At 57.5% G+C, this 17,163-nt stretch carries 15 protein-coding genes; 4 read left to right on the top strand and 11 right to left on the bottom strand.

Features of this window, described 5'->3' with window-relative positions:
• Window positions 1-6: 6 nt before the first annotated feature.
• Window positions 7-4,467 carry a glutamate synthase large subunit gene (gene gltB / locus G6041_RS16205; RefSeq protein WP_041460617.1) on the bottom strand — a complete coding sequence of 1,487 codons (4,461 nt, stop codon included), beginning with the start codon at window positions 4,465-4,467 and terminating at the stop codon, window positions 7-9.
• A gap of 682 nt (window positions 4,468-5,149) precedes the next feature.
• Here gltB and G6041_RS16200 point away from each other — a divergent pair.
• The 4 genes from G6041_RS16200 (at window position 5,150) to mtgA (ending at window position 10,148) form a co-directional block, all read left to right on the top strand.
• Entirely contained in the window at window positions 5,150-6,085 is a 936-nt protein-coding gene (locus G6041_RS16200; protein WP_012125973.1) for a TIGR01212 family radical SAM protein, read from the top strand.
• Between the two features lie 111 nt (window positions 6,086-6,196).
• The gene (arcB, locus tag G6041_RS16195; protein ID WP_012125972.1) at window positions 6,197-8,536 is read left to right on the top strand and encodes an aerobic respiration two-component sensor histidine kinase ArcB; all 2,340 of its coding nucleotides are present in this window, start codon (window positions 6,197-6,199) and stop codon (window positions 8,534-8,536) included.
• 236 nt (window positions 8,537-8,772) lie between these two features.
• The gene (gene elbB / locus G6041_RS16190) at window positions 8,773-9,426 is read left to right on the top strand and encodes an isoprenoid biosynthesis glyoxalase ElbB (protein ID WP_012125971.1); all 654 of its coding nucleotides are present in this window, start codon (window positions 8,773-8,775) and stop codon (window positions 9,424-9,426) included.
• Window positions 9,423-10,148: a monofunctional biosynthetic peptidoglycan transglycosylase gene (gene mtgA / locus G6041_RS16185; RefSeq protein ID WP_012125970.1), complete on the top strand. Its 726-nt coding sequence runs from the start codon at window positions 9,423-9,425 to the stop codon at window positions 10,146-10,148. Before elbB ends, mtgA begins: the two co-directional genes overlap by 4 nt.
• 11 nt (window positions 10,149-10,159) lie before the next feature.
• Here mtgA and npr read toward each other — a convergent pair whose 3' ends face one another.
• The 10 genes from npr to kdsD all read right to left on the bottom strand — a co-directional run bounded on the left by npr (window position 10,160) and on the right by kdsD (window position 17,159).
• A complete protein-coding gene (gene npr / locus G6041_RS16180) occupies window positions 10,160-10,432 on the bottom strand; it encodes a PTS phosphocarrier protein NPr (protein ID WP_004385097.1) in 273 nt (90 codons plus the stop codon).
• Complete coding sequence (rapZ, locus tag G6041_RS16175) at window positions 10,429-11,283, bottom strand: RNase adapter RapZ (RefSeq protein ID WP_004385096.1); 855 nt, start codon at window positions 11,281-11,283, stop codon at window positions 10,429-10,431. Before rapZ ends, npr begins: the two co-directional genes overlap by 4 nt.
• A gap of 64 nt (window positions 11,284-11,347) precedes the next feature.
• The gene (gene ptsN / locus G6041_RS16170; protein WP_004385095.1) at window positions 11,348-11,833 is read right to left on the bottom strand and encodes a PTS IIA-like nitrogen regulatory protein PtsN; all 486 of its coding nucleotides are present in this window, start codon (window positions 11,831-11,833) and stop codon (window positions 11,348-11,350) included.
• A gap of 82 nt (window positions 11,834-11,915) precedes the next feature.
• Window positions 11,916-12,203 carry a ribosome hibernation promoting factor gene (gene hpf, locus G6041_RS16165; RefSeq protein WP_004385094.1) on the bottom strand — a complete coding sequence of 96 codons (288 nt, stop codon included), beginning with the start codon at window positions 12,201-12,203 and terminating at the stop codon, window positions 11,916-11,918.
• Between the two features lie 22 nt (window positions 12,204-12,225).
• Window positions 12,226-13,665, bottom strand: coding sequence for an RNA polymerase factor sigma-54 (gene rpoN, locus G6041_RS16160; protein ID WP_004385093.1), 1,440 nt, complete (start codon window positions 13,663-13,665; stop codon window positions 12,226-12,228).
• Between the two features lie 95 nt (window positions 13,666-13,760).
• Entirely contained in the window at window positions 13,761-14,486 is a 726-nt protein-coding gene (gene lptB, locus G6041_RS16155) for an LPS export ABC transporter ATP-binding protein (protein ID WP_004385092.1), read from the bottom strand.
• A 6-nt stretch (window positions 14,487-14,492) separates the two neighbouring features.
• Window positions 14,493-15,050 (bottom strand): lipopolysaccharide ABC transporter substrate-binding protein LptA, encoded by a 558-nt coding sequence (gene lptA, locus G6041_RS16150; protein WP_004385091.1) that lies wholly within the window; start codon window positions 15,048-15,050, stop codon window positions 14,493-14,495.
• Window positions 15,019-15,594: an LPS export ABC transporter periplasmic protein LptC gene (lptC, locus tag G6041_RS16145; protein ID WP_007872827.1), complete on the bottom strand. Its 576-nt coding sequence runs from the start codon at window positions 15,592-15,594 to the stop codon at window positions 15,019-15,021. The genes lptA and lptC overlap by 32 nt, the downstream gene beginning before the upstream one ends.
• Window positions 15,591-16,157: a 3-deoxy-manno-octulosonate-8-phosphatase KdsC gene (kdsC, locus tag G6041_RS16140; RefSeq protein ID WP_012125968.1), complete on the bottom strand. Its 567-nt coding sequence runs from the start codon at window positions 16,155-16,157 to the stop codon at window positions 15,591-15,593. Before kdsC ends, lptC begins: the two co-directional genes overlap by 4 nt.
• A gap of 15 nt (window positions 16,158-16,172) precedes the next feature.
• Window positions 16,173-17,159, bottom strand: a complete 987-nt coding sequence (gene kdsD / locus G6041_RS16135; RefSeq protein ID WP_041460750.1) for an arabinose-5-phosphate isomerase KdsD — start codon at window positions 17,157-17,159, stop codon at window positions 16,173-16,175.
• Window positions 17,160-17,163: the final 4 nt, after the last annotated feature.

The following is a 17,163-nucleotide window of genomic DNA, read 5'->3' as shown; positions in this document are numbered from 1 at the left end:
GACCTCTTACTGCGCCTGCACCCGCAGCTCGGCTGCGGAACGACTACGGTGACCCAACAATGCTTTTACATCACTGGACTTCGGTTTAACCAGCGCGAATTTGGCTGAGAACGCCGGCCAGTTCGCCAGGATCTCTTCGCCGCGGTGTGAACCGGTCTGTTGAACATGCTCGGTGATAAGCCCGCGCAGGTGTTCTTCATGAATCGCTAACTCGTCGACATTCAGCACTTCCACCAGCTCCGGGTTCACGCGTTTACGGAACTCGCCGTCTTCATCGAGCACGTAAGCGAAACCGCCCGTCATGCCCGCGCCGAAGTTCACGCCGGTTTTGCCGAGAATACAGACGATGCCGCCGGTCATATATTCACAGCCGTTATCACCGATGCCTTCCACGACGGTAATCGCGCCGGAGTTACGCACTGCGAAACGCTCGCCCGCGCGGCCTGCGGCGTAGAGACGGCCGCCCGTCGCGCCATACAGGCAGGTGTTGCCGATAATGCTCGCTTCATAGCTCTTGAATGACGACCCTACCGGCGGACGAATCGCCAGCAAGCCGCCCGCCATGCCTTTGCCGACATAGTCGTTGGCATCGCCCGTCAGATGCAGCTCCACGCCGCCTGCGTTCCAGACGCCGAAGCTCTGTCCGGCCGTCCCGGTGAAGTACGCTTTGATGGGATCAGAAGCCAGCCCCTGATCGCCGTGCGACTGCGCAATGTAGCCCGACAGCAGCGCCCCAACGGAGCGGTCGGTGTTGCGGATATCAAACCAGAACGTTTTGCTCTGGCGGCTATCGACATACGGTTTCGCCTGGGCCAGCAGCTGCGCGTTCAGGTCGCCTTTATCGAACGGCGGGTTGCTTTCGGTGCAGTAGACCGCTTTGCCCGGATGCGGCTCGGCGGTTTCCAGCAGTTTCGCCAGATCCAGTTTCTGCTGCTTCGCCGTAAAGCCTTCCAGCTCTTTCAGAAGATCCGTGCGGCCAATCAGATCCACCAGACGCGTCACGCCAAGCTGAGCCATGATTTCACGCGTTTCACGGGCGATGAATTCAAAGTAGTTGGTCACTTTGAACGGCAGGCCGTGGTAGTGGTTTTTACGCAGCTTGTCATCCTGGGTCGCCACGCCGGTGGCGCAGTTGTTCAGATGGCAAATACGCAGATATTTACAGCCCAGCGCCACCATCGGGCCGGTGCCGAAGCCGAAGCTTTCCGCGCCAAGGATGGCCGCTTTGATAATATCGAGACCGGTTTTCAGGCCGCCATCCACCTGCAGGCGAATCTTATGGCGCAGACCGTTGGCGACCAGCGCCTGCTGCGTTTCCACAAGACCCAGCTCCCACGGGCAGCCCGCGTATTTCACGGAGGAGAGCGGGCTTGCGCCCGTGCCGCCGTCGTAGCCTGCGATGGTGATGAGATCCGCATAGGCTTTCGCCACGCCGGTGGCGATGGTGCCCACGCCCGGCTCAGACACCAGCTTCACGGAGATCATCGCCTTCGGGTTGACCTGTTTTAAGTCGAAAATCAGCTGCGCCAGATCTTCAATCGAGTAGATGTCGTGGTGCGGCGGCGGGGAGATCAGCGTCACGCCCGGCACCGAATAACGCAGACGCGCGATGTACGGGGTGACTTTATCGCCAGGCAGCTGACCGCCTTCACCCGGTTTCGCGCCCTGCGCCACTTTAATCTGAATCACATCGGCGTTGACCAGATACGCGGGCGTCACGCCGAAGCGGCCGGAGGCCACCTGCTTAATGCGCGACACTTTATTGGTGCCGTAACGCGCCGGATCTTCGCCGCCTTCGCCGGAGTTTGAGAATCCGCCGAGGCTGTTCATCGCCTCCGCCAGCGACTCATGCGCTTCCGGGCTCAGCGCGCCGATAGACATCGCCGCGGTATCAAAACGTTTGAACAGCTCGCTCGCCGGTTCGACATCTTCCACGCGCACCGCGTCCGCCTGCGGGTTCAGCGCCAGCAGATCGCGCAGCGTCGCCGCCGGACGTTCGTTAACCAGCTTCGCGTATTGCTGATAGTCGCTGTAGTCGCCGCTCTGTACCGCCTGCTGGAGGGTGCGCACCACATCCGGGTTGTAGGCGTGGTATTCGCCACCGTGAACATATTTCAGCAATCCGCCCTGCACGAGCGGTTTGCGCACAAGCCAGGCGCGCTTCGACAGGTTCAGCAGATCCTGTTCGAAGTCGGCGAAGCCCGCGCCGCCGATGCGGCTGACCACGCCCTGGAAGCAAAGCTCGGAGACGTCGCGGTGCAGGCCGACGGCTTCAAACAGTTTGGAGCAGCGGTAAGAAGCGATGGTCGAGATGCCCATTTTGGACATGATCTTGTAAAGCCCTTTGTTGATGCCGTTGCGGTAGTTCAGCATCACGCTGCGGTAATCTTTTTCGATAGCGCCGGTATCCACCAGTTTCGCCAGCGTTTCGTAGGCGAGATACGGATAGATAGCGGTGGCGCCGAAGCCCAGCAGTACGGCGAAGTGGTGCGGATCGCGGGCGCTGGCGGTTTCGACAATAATGTTGGCGTCGCAGCGCAGGCTCTGTTCCACCAGCCGCGTCTGAATAGCACCGACGGCCATCGGTGCCGGTACCGGCAGACGATCTTTGGCGATGTTGCGATCCGAGAGCACCAGCAGCACGGTGCCGTTGCGCACCATCTGTTCGGCTTTATCGCACAGCGCTTTAACGGTCTCTTCCAGCGTTGCCTGCGCAGGCGAGAAGGTGATATCGAGCGTATCGGCGCGATAGTGCTCTTCTTCAAGCGTGGTGAGCTGTTTAAAGTCGGAGTAGAGCAGAATCGGCGATTTAAAGCTCAGGCGGTGCGCCTGGCCTTCAGCTTCGCAGAAAACGTTCATCTCGCGGCCGATGCTTGTCGCAAGCGACATCACGTGCGCTTCACGCAGCGGATCGATAGGCGGGTTAGTCACCTGGGCGAACTGCTGGCGGAAGTAGTCGTAAATAATGCGCGGCTGGCTGGAGAGCACGGCGAACGGCGTATCGTCGCCCATCGAACCCACCGCTTCCTGGCCGTTTTCACCCAGCACGCGGATAACGGAATCCAGCTCTTCGTTGCTGTAGAAGAACTGCTTCTGATAGCTTTCGAGCAGGGCGTCGTCCATTTCACGAGTACCGACCTGATCGTCAGGCAGATCTTCAAACGGCACCAGACGGCGAACGTTTTTCTCCATCCACTCTTTGTACGGGTGGCGGCTCTTCAGATCGTTGTCGGTTTCCGCCGAGTGCAGGATGCGCCCGCCGCGGGTGTCGATAACCATCAGCTCGCCAGGCCCTACGCGGCCTTTTTCCACGACTTCATCCGGCTGGTAATCCCAGATACCCACTTCGGAGGCGCAGGTGATGAGCTTGTCTTTCGTGATGACGTAGCGCGCCGGGCGCAGGCCGTTACGGTCAAGGTTACAGGCGGCGAAACGGCCGTCTGACATCACGATGCCCGCCGGGCCGTCCCACGGCTCCATATGCATGGAGTTGAAGTCAAAGAATGCGCGCAGCTCCGGGTCCATATCCGGGTTGTTCTGCCAGGCCGGCGGCACCAGCAGACGCATGGCCCGCACGATATCCATCCCGCCCGCCAGCAGCAGCTCAAGCATGTTATCCATGGAGCTGGAGTCAGAGCCGGTTTCGTTTACAAACGGTGCGGCGTCGTGCAGATCGGGGATAAGCGGCGTCTGGAATTTATAAGTACGCGCGCGCGCCCACTGGCGGTTGCCGGTAATGGTGTTGATTTCACCGTTGTGCGCCAGATAGCGGAACGGCTGCGCCAGCGGCCAGCGCGGTACGGTGTTGGTGGAGAAACGCTGGTGGAACAGGCAGATGGCCGACTCCAGCCGCAGATCCGCCAGGTCCAGGTAGAAGCGCGGCAGATCCGCCGGCATACACAGGCCTTTATAAATGTTCACCAGGTTTGAGAGGCTACAGACGTAGAACTCTTTATCGTCAACCAGACGTTTTTCAATGCGGCGACGCGCGATAAACAGGCGGCGCTCCATATCACGCGGACGCCAGCCTGCCGGGGCGTTCACAAAAATCTGTTCGATGCGCGGCATCGAGGAGAGCGCGATTTCACCCAATACACCTTCGTTGGTCGGCACCACGCGCCAGCCCACGATAGACAGGGTTTCCCGCTGCAGCTCTTCTTCAACGATGCGACGCGCGGCGCTGGCTTTTTCAGGATCCTGATTCAGGAACAGCATGCCAACGGCGTAATTTTTGGCTAAGCGCCAGCCATGCTCTTCGGCGACCATGCGGAAAAAGCGATCCGGCTTTTGCAGCAGCAGGCCGCAGCCGTCACCGGTTTTACCATCCGCGAGGATAGCGCCGCGGTGCTGCATACGGGCCAGCGCGTGGATCGCGGTACGCACAACCTTGTGGCTAGGTTCGCCTTCTATGTGGGCGATCAGGCCGAAACCACAGTTATCTCTCTCAAGAGATTTATCGTACAACATATCAGTGAACCTCCCCAGGCTCTGCGGGATTCCCTCCTGAACCGATGGCGCGCGGGCGCAAAAAGGGTGTGGCGACAGGGTATGGCGTTAAACGCACACCTTGCGTGTCGCCCTCCTGATATCCTTTTTCATCGGTACATCGTCGTTGAGGACTTACTTAAGAGGGAATCTCATTTACTGCATAAATATGATGGGCAGAACGCCCATCGAGAAAGCTTCCAGCGAATTTCCAACTTATCGGGAATCCGCACACAGGTCAAATGTCATTCTTATTTATTCAAAAGTGTGCTAAAGAGCAAGCATTCCATTGATAAATAATAATTTTTAACCTTTTTTACATTAGGTTTTCCGGGTAATAAGCCCCGGCGATGTGTGATCTGACTCACTATAAGAAAGCGGCTGGAAGTGGATACCGCACTGTTATTGGGTTTTAAAGCAGCATGATCTGTTGTGAAGCGCCTGCAAGCCGCATAAACGCTCTGTTTTTTACGCTCCGTCATATTCCTTAAATAATCGGCACGATCATAAGGAAAAGTAATTAGTGTATTGGTGACTAAAACACCGTTTATGGTGAATGATTATTCATCAGATAAAGGCGGGGCGGGGCGCTTGATCCAGATCATCGCCGTAAAGAAGTAAAAATGGCAGGCTGTCGCCCTTTCGCCGGGCGGCTTTTCAGATTATGCAGTTACAAAAATTAGTCAATATGTTTGGCGGCGACCTGACGCGTCGCTACGGTCAGAAAGTTCATAAGCTGTCATTGCATGGCGGCTTCAGTTGCCCGAACCGCGACGGCACGCTGGGGCGCGGCGGCTGCACTTTCTGCAATGTCGCGTCGTTCGCCGATGAAACCCAGCAGCATCTCTCCATTCAACAACAGCTGACGCAGCAGGCCGCCCGCGTCGACCGCGCCCGCCGTTATCTTGCCTATTTTCAGGCTTACACCAGCACTTTTGCGGAAGTGAACGTTTTACGCGCCATGTACCAGCAGGCGATAAGCCAGGCGGATATTGTCGGGCTGTGCGTCGGCACGCGCCCGGACTGCGTGCCGGAGAGCGTGCTGGATCTGCTCGCAGGCTACCATGAGCAAGGCTATGAAGTCTGGCTGGAGCTGGGGTTGCAAAGCGCGAAGGATAAAACCCTGCACCGGATTAACCGCGGGCACGATTTCGCCTGTTACCAGGGGACGACGCGTCGGGCGCGGGCGCGCGGGCTTCAGGTGTGCACGCATCTTATTGTCGGGCTGCCGGGTGAAACCCGTAGCGACGCGCTGACGTCGCTTGAGCGCGTGGTAGAGACCGGCGTGGATGGCATCAAGCTGCATCCGTTGCATATTGTCGAGGGCAGCATTATGGCGAAAGCCTGGCGGGCCGGGCGGCTTAGCGGCATCGCACTGGATGACTATACCGTCACGGCGGGTGAGATGATCCGCCATACGCCGCCGGACATCATCTACCATCGCATTTCCGCCAGCGCCCGCCGTCCGACCTTACTTGCGCCGCTGTGGTGCGAGAACCGCTGGACCGGCATGGTCGAGATTGACCGCTATCTCAACCAGCACGGCGCGCAGGGTTCAGCGCTTGGTCGCCCCTGGCGCGGCGCGCCTGACCCCCTCTAAACGCTGTTTTTTCGATCGCTCGCCTGCTCACCCCGCACTTTTTTGCCTGAGTTTCCGCCAGAGGGGCGGATTTAGGTATTATTGAACGGAATATCAGTACAGGAATCCTTTATGAAACAGATCCGCATGCTGGCGCAGTACTACGTCGATTTACTGGTAAAGCTTGGCCTGGTGCGTTTTTCGCTGCTGCTGGCCCTTGCGCTGGTCGTGCTGGCGATGGCGGTGCAAATGGCCGTGACAATGGTGCTGCACGGTCAGGTCGAAAGCATTGACGTCATTCGCTCGATTTTCTTTGGTCTGTTGATCACGCCCTGGGCAGTCTACTTTCTGTCGGTGGTGGTCGAGCAGCTTGAGGAGTCGCGCCAGCGGCTTTCAAAGCTGGTGGATAAGCTCGAAGAGATGCGCGAGCGCGATCTCAAGCTTAATGTGCAACTTAAAGACAACATCGCCCAGCTTAATCAGGAAATCGCCGACCGTGAAAAAGCGGAAGCCGAGCGCCAGAATATGCTGGAGCAGCTAAAAGTGGAGATGAAAGAGCGCGAGGTCACGCAAATTCAGCTGGAACAGCAGTCCTCTTTTCTGCGCTCGTTTCTTGACGCCTCGCCAGATCTGGTGTTCTACCGTAATGAAGATAAAGAGTTTTCCGGCTGCAACCGGGCAATGGAGTTGCTTACCGGTAAAAGCGAAAAACAGCTGATTGGGCTGAAGCCGCATGAGGTTTATGCGCCCGAGGCGGCGGAAAAAGTGCTGGAGACCGATGAAAAAGTCTTCCGCCATAATGTGTCGCTGACATACGAGCAGTGGCTCGACTACCCGGATGGCCGCAAAGCCTGCTTTGAAATTCGCAAAGTGCCGTATTACGACCGCGTAGGCAAACGCCACGGGCTAATGGGTTTTGGGCGCGATATTACCGAGCGTAAGCGCTATCAGGACGCGCTGGAGCGCGCCAGCCGCGATAAGACCACCTTTATCTCCACCATCAGCCATGAGCTGCGCACGCCGCTGAATGGCATTGTGGGCTTAAGCCGCATCTTGCTGGATACCGAACTCAGCGCCGAGCAGGAAAAATACCTCAAGACCATTCACGTTTCCGCCGTGACGCTTGGCAATATCTTCAACGATATTATCGACATGGATAAAATTGAGCGCCGTAAAGTGCAGCTTGATAACCAGCCCGTCGATTTCACCAGCTTCCTGGCAGACCTGGAAAACCTCTCCGGCCTGCAGGCGCAGCAGAAAGGGCTGCGCTTCGTGATGGAGCCGGTGCGTCCGGTGCCGCATAAAGTGCTGACCGACGGCACGCGCCTGCGGCAGATCCTCTGGAACCTTATCAGCAACGCGGTGAAATTTACCCAACAGGGCCAGGTGACGGTGCGCGTCAGCTATAACGAAAACGAGCAGCTACGCTTTGAAGTGGAAGATTCCGGCATCGGTATTCCGCAGGAGGAGCAGGACAAGATTTTCGCCATGTATTACCAGGTGAAAGACAGCCAGGGCGGCAAACCGGCGACGGGCACAGGGATTGGGCTTGCGGTGTCGCGCCGTCTCGCGAAAAGCATGGGCGGCGATATTACGGTATCCAGCAAACCGGGGCAGGGCTCGACGTTTGTTCTGACGGTGCAGGCACCGCGCGTGGCGGAAGAAGTGGAAGATACGCTCAACGACGACGAAATGCCGCTGCCAGCGCTGCATGTGTTGCTGGTGGAAGATATTGAGCTCAACGTTATCGTGGCAACGTCGGTGCTGGAAAAACTCGGTTGCAGCGTCGAGGTGGCCATGACCGGCAAAGCGGCGCTGGAGATGTTCAGCCCCGGCGAGTTTGATCTGGTGCTGCTGGATATCCAGTTGCCGGACATGACCGGGCTTGATATCTCTCGCGAACTGAACCGCCGTTATACCCGCGACGCGCTGCCGCCGCTGGTGGCGCTGACCGCCAACGTACTCAAAGATAAAAAAGAGTATCTGGAAGCGGGGATGGACGACGTGCTGAGCAAACCGCTGGCGGTGCCGGCGCTGACCGCGACCATCAAAAAATTCTGGGATACGCAAGCTGACGATGAGGAGCAAGACGTGACGACACGCGATGACGGCAAGCAGCAGGCGCTGCTCGATCTCCCGATGCTGGAACAGTATCTGGAGCTGGTTGGCCCTAAACTCATCACCGACGGTCTGGCAATGTTTGAAAAAATGATGCCGGGCTACCTGAGCGTGCTGGAATCTAACCTCACCGCGCGCGATCAAAAAGGCATTGTCGAAGAGGGCCATAAAATCAAAGGCGCTGCCGGTGCGGTCGGGCTGCGTCATTTGCAGCAGCTGGCGCAAAAAATCCAGTCGCCCGATCTGCCAGCGTGGTGGGATAACGTTGGGGAATGGATTGAAGAGCTGAAGCAGGAGTGGCAACACGACGTCGGTGCGCTGAAAGCGTGGGTTGCCGGCGCCGGAAAAAAATGACCCCGGCTAAACCGGGGTGCGCGAATACTGCGCCAACACCAGGGAAATCGTGGCCTCGCCATTGATTAATGATGTTGATCTTTTTAACTACGTGGCGCGGCCTGAGTGATCAAGGCGCTCGTACATAAGATAGCAAATCTTAAATGATTTGTTATGTGAATCAGTAAAATGTGTGAAGCATAACGTTTAAATAACATTTTACTCCAGGTTTCAACGGCTTAACGTAAGGATAAATCATGAAAAAAATCGGAGTGGTTTTAAGCGGTTGTGGCGTTTATGACGGTTCAGAAATTCATGAGGCGGTGATAACCCTGCTGGCACTGGCCCGTAATGGCGCGCAGGCGGTCTGCTTTGCGCCCGATAAACCACAAGCGGACGTGATTAATCACGTCACGGGCGAATCGACCGGCGAGACGCGCAATGTGCTTGTTGAAGCGGCCCGCATCGCCCGCGGCAAGATAACGCCGCTGGAACAGGCGCGCGCGGAAGAACTCGATGCGCTGGTGGTGCCAGGTGGCTTCGGTGCCGCCAAAAACCTGTGCGATTTCGCCACGCGTGGCAGCGAATGTTCGGTTGATCCGGCGCTTCTGGCGCTGGCACGTGCGATGCACGACGCCGGCAAACCGCTCGGGTTTATCTGTATCGCGCCCGCGATGCTGCCGAAAATTATCGCCGCGCCTTTGCGACTGACCATCGGCACCGATATCGATACCGCCGAACTGGTGGAAGAGATGGGTGGCGAACATGTGCCGTGCCCGGTAGACGATATTGTGGTCGATGAAGACAACAAAGTGCTGACCACGCCCGCTTATATGCTGGCGGAAAGCATCGACGAAGCGGCGGCAGGCATTGAGAAGCTGGTGGCGCGCCTGGTGGCGATGTGCGAATGAGTAAAACGCGCGGCTCGCTGTTCGTGCGTCTGCGTCGGCTGGCACTACGCGCCATTCTGGCGGTGCTCGGCGTCTGGATTGCGGGCATTCTGCTGTTCAGCGTGATGCCGGTGCCGTTTTCAGCGGTTATGGTCGAGCGGCAGTTCTCCGCGTGGTTTAGCGGCGATTTTCGCTACGTGGCGCACTCCGACTGGGTGAGCATGGATGAGATTTCGCCCTGGATGGGGCTTGCGGTGATCGCGGCGGAAGATCAGACCTTCCCGGAGCACTGGGGCTTTGACGTGGCGGCGATTCAGAAAGCCGTCGCGCATAATGAAAACAGCCGCCGCATCCGCGGGGCGTCCACGCTGTCGCAGCAAACGGCTAAAAACCTGTTTTTATGGGACGGACGCAGCTGGGTGCGAAAAGGGCTGGAGGCGGGCTTAACGCTCGGCATTGAAACCGTCTGGAGTAAGCGCCGCATTCTGACGGTCTATCTGAATATCGCAGAATTCGGCGACGGCGTGTTTGGCGTGGAAGAGGCGTCACAGCGCTATTTCAACAAGCCCGCCAGCCGCCTGTCGGCATCCGAAGCGGCGCTACTGGCGGCGGTGCTGCCTAACCCGCTGCGCTATAAGGCGAGTGCGCCGTCAGGCTACGTGCGTGCGCGTCAGCAGTGGATTTTGCGCCAGATGCGCCAGCTCGGTGGAGAAGGGTTTATGGCGCAGCATAAGCTGCGCTGAGGGCTGGGCGGTCAGTCTTCGTCAAAGCCTGCGTTAAACAGCGCGATGACGGCCGCCAGCGCTTCTTTTTCCTGCGGGCCGGTGGCTTCAATTTCAATATGCCCGCCCTGGGCGGAATCCAGCATCAGTAGCGCGATAACGCTGCTGGCTTCCGCTTCCGTGCCCGCTTCATTACGCAATAACACTTCCGCGTCAAAGCTCTGCACCAGTTCAAACAACTTCATGGCCGGGCGGGCGTGCATCCCGAGCCTGTTGGTGATTTCAACGGTCTGTTTTACGGTCATGATTTGCGTTTTTCCAGCGTGCGATGGCGGGACTGAACGTTCTTGCCGCGCGAGCGGAAGTAATCCGCCAGCTGTTCGGCGATATAAACAGAGCGGTGTTTACCGCCGGTGCAGCCAATCGCGACGGTGAGATAGCTGCGGTTGTTGGTTTCCAGCATCGGCAGCCAGAGTTCCAGGTAGCTGCGGGTCTGGTAGATGAAATTATGCACTTCGGTATGGCGGTCGAGAAACGCCGCGACGGGCTTATCGAGGCCGGTCATTGGACGCAGTTTCGGGTCCCAGTGCGGGTTCGGCAGGAAACGGACGTCGAAAACGTAATCGGCGTCGATAGGTATGCCGTGTTTAAAGCCGAACGATTCAAACACCATCGTGAGTTCGCGCTCGCGCTTGCCAAGAAGGCGCGTACGCAACATCTCCGCCAGCTCATGCACCGACATTTCCGAGGTATCGACGATCAGATCCGCACGCGAGCGCAGCGGCTCCAGCAGATCGTTCTCTTCATCGATGGCGCTCTCCAGCGAGAGATTTTTGCTGGAGAGCGGATGCAGACGACGCGTATCGCTGTAGCGGCGGATAAGCGTGTTGCGATCGGCGTCGAGGAACAGCAGTTGCGGAGAGAACGCGTCCGGCAGGTTGTTCATCGCCTGCTCAAACACCTCCGGGGATTCCGGCATATTGCGAACATCAATGCTCACCGCGGCGGATATCTGCCTTTCTGAAAGCGTGCGCGCCAGTTCAGGCAGCAGCACGACAGGCAGGTTATCGACGCAGTAGAACCCCATATCTTCCAGTGCACGCAGGGCGACCGATTTCCCTGACCCTGAACGTCCACTGACGATCATCAGAACCATCTGCTGTTTCTCCACACTTCAGACCGGGTAACCGGTGCCTCCTGGATTGTGCCTGTCGGCACGGTCATTCATTCTCTTCACTGGTTTCAGTGATTATCTGGTAGAGCTCTTCATCGCTTTGCGCGGCGCGCAGACGGCGACAAATCGTTTTGTCCGCCAGCCGCTTCGCCACCAGAGAGAGCGTATGCAGATGCGTTTTGGTTTGATCCGCCGGCACCAGCAGCGCAAAAAGTAAATCGACGGGCTGGTTATCAATGGCGTCGAAAGGGATAGGCGTTTCGAGCTGGACGAAAACGCCAACGGCACGCAGCGTATCTTCTTCGAGCTTGCCGTGCGGGATGGCAATGCCATTACCGATGCCGGTACTGCCCATACGCTCACGCGTGAGGATCGCTTCAAAAACGACCTGCGGCGGCAGGCTGAGCTGCTTTGCCGCCAGCTCGCTGATAATTTCCAGGGCGCGCTTTTTGCTCTGGCAGTGTACGCCGCTGCGAGTGCATTCCTGGTTTAATACATTGCTCAATGGCAGAGCCGAATCATTATTCATCATAATTTCACCTAAGCGTTTTCTGGTGCGACGGCTCGCCGCACGGGCCACGAGCCGCCGATGTCCCAGCGAAACGCCCGGACAATTAATGTTGTTTCAGTTTATCTTTGTGTTTAGTGAGCTGCCGCGCCAGTTTATCAATCAAACCGTCAATGGCGGCGTACATATCCTGCCCTTCCGAACTGGCATGCAGCTCCCCGCCGTTCACATGCAGGGTGGCGTCGGCGACCTGCGTCACCTTTTCCACCTTCAGCACAATATAGACCTGATTAATCCTTTCGAAATACTGCTCCAGCTTGGCGAACTTGGTGTTAACGAATTCGCGCAACGCTTCAGTGATTTCGACGTTTTGTCCTGTGATGTTGAGCTGCATAGTGTCTTCCTTATCGGTTGGGTCAGACCAGCTGTTTGCGCTGGTTTGACGGCGGTATGGATAAAGATTCTCGATACTTCGCAACGGTACGGCGGGCCACCATGATCCCCTGTTCTGACAGCATAGACGTTAACTTGCTGTCGCTTAAGGGTTTCGCGGGGTTCTCCGCTGCAATCAACTTTTTCACCAGCGCGCGGATAGCCGTGGACGAGGCTTCGCCGCCGCCCTCGGTGTTCACGTGGCTTGAGAAAAAATACTTTAATTCAAAGATGCCGCGCGGGCTGTGCAGATATTTTTGCGTGGTGACGCGGGAGATGGTGGATTCATGCATCTCGACCGCCTGCGCGATATCCGCCAGCACCATCGGCTTCATATACTCTTCGCCCTGCTCAAAGAACGCCTGTTGCTGTTCGACGATACAGCGGCTGACGCGCAACAGCGTGTCGTTACGACTCTCCAGGCTTTTGATAAGCCATTTGGCTTCCTGGAGGTTGCTGCGGATGAACTGGCTGTCGGATTCATTGCGCGCGCTGCCGGACATGGCGGCGTACTGCTGATTGATTTTAAGCCGGGGAATGCTGTCGGCGTTAAGCTCGACCGTCCAGCGGCCGTTATGCTTGCGCACCAGCACATCGGGAATAACATATTCCGGCTCGCCGGTCTGGATCGACTGGCCGGGGCGCGGATCGAGCGACTGGATAAGATTAACGGCTTCTTTCAGCACATCTTCTTTAAGGCGCGTGACGCGCATCAGGCTGCGGAAATCATGGTTGGCCAGCAGGTCGAGGTGATCGCTGACTATCTGGCGCGCCTGGGCAAGAAAAGGCGTTTCGGCGCTAAACTGCGAAAGCTGGATCAACAGGCAATCGCGCAGATCCCGGGCGGCGACGCCGACCGGATCGAAACGCTGAACGCGCTTAAGCACAGCTTCGATCTCTTCGAGGCCGATATCACCATCGCTGTCGCCCATGCCGTCGAGAATATCCTGCACCGTCACGGTGAGATAGCCGGTGTCATCCACCGCGTCGACGATCGCCGTGGCGATGGCGCGATCGGTATCGGAAAACGGCGTCAGCTCCACCTGCCACATCAGGTAATCCTGCAGGCTCTGGGTGGTTTCGCCCTGATAAACGGGCAGTTCGTCGTCGATATAGTCGGTGCCGGTGCCTGAAGGCGTACCCGCGGTGTAGATTTCGTCCCAGCTGGCGTCAAGCGGCAGCTCGTCCGGCATCTCTTTTTGCTCCAGCGCTTCGGCGGTGTCCAGCCCTTCGCTGTCCTGCGTTTCCTGAGTGGCAATTTCGTCGTGAATGTCGGTTTGTTCAAGCAGGGGGTTACTCTCCAGCGCCTGTTGCAGCTCCTGCTGAAGCTCCAGCGTGGACAATTGCAACAAGCGGATGGCCTGCTGCAACTGCGGCGTCATGGCGAGCTGTTGGCTAAGCCTTAGTTGCAAACCTTGCTTCATATTCAGAGCAAAAATCCTCAGGTGTAAACGTCAAAAAGACCTGTGCAGCAGGGCGCGCCGGGTCGCGCGCCGTTTCTGCCTGTTGCCCTACCCTATCAGAGTCTGAACTCTTCCCCAAGGTATACGCGTTTAACCTGTTCGTCCTGCAGGATTTCATCAGGCGTGCCGTGGGCGATAAGGTGGCCCTGGCTTACGATGTAGGCGCGTTCGCAGACGGCCAGCGTTTCACGCACGTTGTGGTCGGTAATCAGCACGCCGAGGCCGCTGTCGCGCAGATGCTCGATAATGCGTTTGATATCGATAACCGAAATCGGGTCGACACCGGCGAACGGCTCATCCAGCAGGATAAACTTCGGGTTCGCCGCGAGCGCGCGGGCGATCTCCACACGGCGACGTTCACCGCCGGAGAGCGACTGGCCGAGGCTGTCGCGCAGATGGTCGATGTGGAACTCTTCCATCAGCTCTTTGGCGCGGTCTTCACGCTGCTCGGTGCTGAGATCGTCGCGAATCTGCAGGACCGCCATCAGGTTGTCATAGACGCTCAGGCGGCGGAAGATTGACGCCTCCTGCGGCAGATAGCCGATACCGCGACGCGCGCGGGCGTGCAGCGGCAACAGACTGATATTTTCATCATCAATGATGATGTCGCCCGCGTCGCGCGGCACGATGCCCACCACCATATAGAATGTCGTGGTTTTACCCGCGCCGTTCGGGCCAAGCAGGCCGACAATCTCGCCTGAATTCACCGTCAGGCTGACATCTTCCACTACGCGGCGGCCTTTGTAGGCTTTCGCCAGGTGTTTCGCAATGAGTGTTGCCATAAGGGTTTAGTTACTCTTGTTCTGGGCGGGCGCCTGAGAGGTGCCGTCTTTATTTTGCAACTGCGACGGCACCAGTACGGTGGTCACGCGTTTGCCTTTCTCGCTGAACGCCTGCATTTTCTGCTCTTTCACGAGATAAGTGATTTTGTCGCCTTTGATATTGCTGTCGAGCTGCTCAAGATAGGCGTTGCCGGTCAGCACCACAAAGTCGTTTTGCAGCTCATAGTGCATTTTGGCGGCGTGGCCTTTCACCGGCTTGCCGTTGTCCTGCATCTGATAGAACGTGGCCGGATTGCCATAGCCGTCAATCACTTCTTTACCTTTCTCGCCGCCAGGACGCGTCACGACAACTTTATCGGCGTTGATTTTGATCGAACCCTGCGTCACCACGACGTTGCCGGTAAACGTGACCACGTTACCCTGCATGTCCAGCGACTGCTGGTCAGATTCAATGTGAATAGGCTGTTCGGTATCGCCCGTTAACGCGAACGCCGGGAAGCCTGCCGCCAGCAGCGTACTGGTGAGTACGAGATTAAGGCTGAGTTTGTTTATTCTGGATTTCATAGGAGGTTCTAACCTTTTCAATCAGCTCGGCATTTTTGCTGCGAAGGTTCCCGCGCATTTTCAGGCCGCTGGAATTAAAGCTGGTGCCGTAAAGAGTAACAAGCGTATCAGAGGTAACGTCCTGGGTGACCAGGTTGATCTCCGCCTTGTCGGTCGTAATTTTGCGTAACTGTGAATCGGGCGTCAGCGCGTTCACTTCCACATGACCGGTCAGATAGAGCATCCTGTCATTGGTCAGTTTGGCACGATCCGCCTTGACCGACCAGGTCGGCACTTTATTGGTATCGAAGGTCGTCATCACCGGCTGCGTAAACCAGGAGACGCCGTCGTCAGAAAAATATTCGACATGCTGTGCGACCAGGCGGTAGTTGAGCGCCCCTTCCGGGCTATAGACCAGCGTATTCGACTGTTCGCTCTGGTATGTTGGTTCGTTGCTGTTTACCGTCGTCGGGCCGCTTTCATCCTGATCGGCCAGATTAATGCCAATCAGCACCAGCGCGGCCAGCGCCAGCAGGATAATGACCCAGCGTCTGGTCTTACTCATATGGATTGCCCTATGGCCTCATCTAGTTTGCCCTGCGCCAGCAGCAGAAGATCACACACTTCGCGCACCGCGCCGCGCCCGCCAGCAATACGCGTGACGTAATCGGCTTTCGGCGTGAGCAACGGATGCGCATCCGCTACCGCGACGCTCAGCCCGACCTGCGCCATGACGGGCCAGTCAATTAAATCATCGCCCACATAGGCGACATTTTCTGGAGAAAGCGCCAGTTTTTCGAGCAGTTGACGGTAAGCGACGAGCTTATCGGACTGCCCCTGGTAAAGATGCGTAATGCCGAGCGTCTCGCAGCGGTCTTCCAGCAGCTTCGCTTTACGACCGGTGATAATCGCGACCTCAATGCCGGACGTCAGCGCGCAGCGAATGCCGTAGCCGTCGCGCACGTTGAAGGCTTTCAGCTCTTCGCCGCTGTTGCCCATGTAAATCAGGCCGTCAGACATTACGCCGTCGACATCCAGAATCAGCAGGCGGATTTGCGCCGCCCGCTCAATGACCTGCGCGCTCACCGGCCCGTAGCAGGTAGAGAGGGCGCCATCAGGGTTACTCATTAAACCTTTCCTTTGTTACACCACGCCTGCGCGCAGCAAATCATGCATATGTATCACACCGCGCAACTGGTCGCCATCAGCCACCATGACGGAAGTAATATGACGCGACTGCATCAGGTTCAGCGCATCGACCGCGAGCGTGCCCGGACGCACCCGAATACCGCCGGGCGTCATCACATCAACAATTTTCATCTGGTGCAGATCGCCGCCCATATCAAAGACGCGGCGCAAGTCGCCATCAGTAAAGACGCCTTCGATTTTCATCAGGTCATCACAAATGACCGTCATGCCAAGGTTTTTGCGGGTGATTTCCAGAAGCGCGTCGCGCAGAGAGGCCTCTTTGCTGACGTGCGGAATTTCATCGCCCGTGTGCATGATATCGTTAACCCGCAGCAGCAGCTTGCGCCCGAGCGCGCCGCCTGGGTGCGAGAGCGCGAAATCTTCAGCGGTAAAGCCGCGCGCTTTCAACAGCGCAACGGCGAGCGCGTCGCCCATCACCAGCGTCGCGGTGGTGCTGGACGTCGGCGCGAGACCGAGCGGGCAGGCTTCGTGCGGGACTTTCACGCACAGGTGGATGTCCGCGGCTTTCGCCATGGCGCTCTCCGGACGGCCTGTCATACAGATAAGCTGTACCTGCAGACGTTTGAGCACCGGGATCAGCGCCAGAATTTCGTTGGACTCACCGGAATTGGAAATCGCTATCACGATATCCTGCGCGCTCACCATGCCTAAATCACCGTGGCTCGCCTCGGCCGGATGCACAAAGAATGACGGTGTGCCGGTGCTGGCGAGCGTGGCCGCCATTTTTTTACCGATGTGTCCTGACTTGCCCATGCCCATCACGACCACTTTGCCGCGGCAGTAGAACATGCTTTCGCAGGCGCGGGCAAAGTCGGCGTTAATGTATTGATCCAGCTGTTCCAGGCCTGCGCGCTCAATAGTCAGGACCTCTTTCCCGGCCTGTTCAAAGTCAAACCCTGGCGGTAAATCTAGTTGCGACATAATG

This window comes from Cronobacter sp. HA18003, from assembly GCF_011605905.1.
Taxonomy (GTDB): Bacteria; Pseudomonadota; Gammaproteobacteria; order Enterobacterales; family Enterobacteriaceae; genus Cronobacter; species Cronobacter sakazakii.
The sequence above is the reverse complement of the archived record's forward strand: the minus strand, read 5'-3'. Positions and strand labels throughout refer to the sequence as shown.

What these genes read in the sequence shown, in the direction of transcription:
- gltB (WP_041460617.1), bottom strand. Translation starts at nt 4,467, where the DNA reads ATGTTGTACGATAAATCTCTTGAGAGAGATAACTGTGGTTTCGGCCTG.
- G6041_RS16200 (WP_012125973.1), top strand. Translation starts at nt 5,150, where the DNA reads ATGCAGTTACAAAAATTAGTCAATATGTTTGGCGGCGACCTGACGCGT.
- arcB (WP_012125972.1), top strand. Translation starts at nt 6,197, where the DNA reads ATGAAACAGATCCGCATGCTGGCGCAGTACTACGTCGATTTACTGGTA.
- elbB (WP_012125971.1), top strand. Translation starts at nt 8,773, where the DNA reads ATGAAAAAAATCGGAGTGGTTTTAAGCGGTTGTGGCGTTTATGACGGT.
- mtgA (WP_012125970.1), top strand. Translation starts at nt 9,423, where the DNA reads ATGAGTAAAACGCGCGGCTCGCTGTTCGTGCGTCTGCGTCGGCTGGCA.
- npr (WP_004385097.1), bottom strand. Translation starts at nt 10,432, where the DNA reads ATGACCGTAAAACAGACCGTTGAAATCACCAACAGGCTCGGGATGCAC.
- rapZ (WP_004385096.1), bottom strand. Translation starts at nt 11,283, where the DNA reads ATGGTTCTGATGATCGTCAGTGGACGTTCAGGGTCAGGGAAATCGGTC.
- ptsN (WP_004385095.1), bottom strand. Translation starts at nt 11,833, where the DNA reads ATGATGAATAATGATTCGGCTCTGCCATTGAGCAATGTATTAAACCAG.
- hpf (WP_004385094.1), bottom strand. Translation starts at nt 12,203, where the DNA reads ATGCAGCTCAACATCACAGGACAAAACGTCGAAATCACTGAAGCGTTG.
- rpoN (WP_004385093.1), bottom strand. Translation starts at nt 13,665, where the DNA reads ATGAAGCAAGGTTTGCAACTAAGGCTTAGCCAACAGCTCGCCATGACG.
- lptB (WP_004385092.1), bottom strand. Translation starts at nt 14,486, where the DNA reads ATGGCAACACTCATTGCGAAACACCTGGCGAAAGCCTACAAAGGCCGC.
- lptA (WP_004385091.1), bottom strand. Translation starts at nt 15,050, where the DNA reads ATGAAATCCAGAATAAACAAACTCAGCCTTAATCTCGTACTCACCAGT.
- lptC (WP_007872827.1), bottom strand. Translation starts at nt 15,594, where the DNA reads ATGAGTAAGACCAGACGCTGGGTCATTATCCTGCTGGCGCTGGCCGCG.
- kdsC (WP_012125968.1), bottom strand. Translation starts at nt 16,157, where the DNA reads ATGAGTAACCCTGATGGCGCCCTCTCTACCTGCTACGGGCCGGTGAGC.
- kdsD (WP_041460750.1), bottom strand. Translation starts at nt 17,159, where the DNA reads ATGTCGCAACTAGATTTACCGCCAGGGTTTGACTTTGAACAGGCCGGG.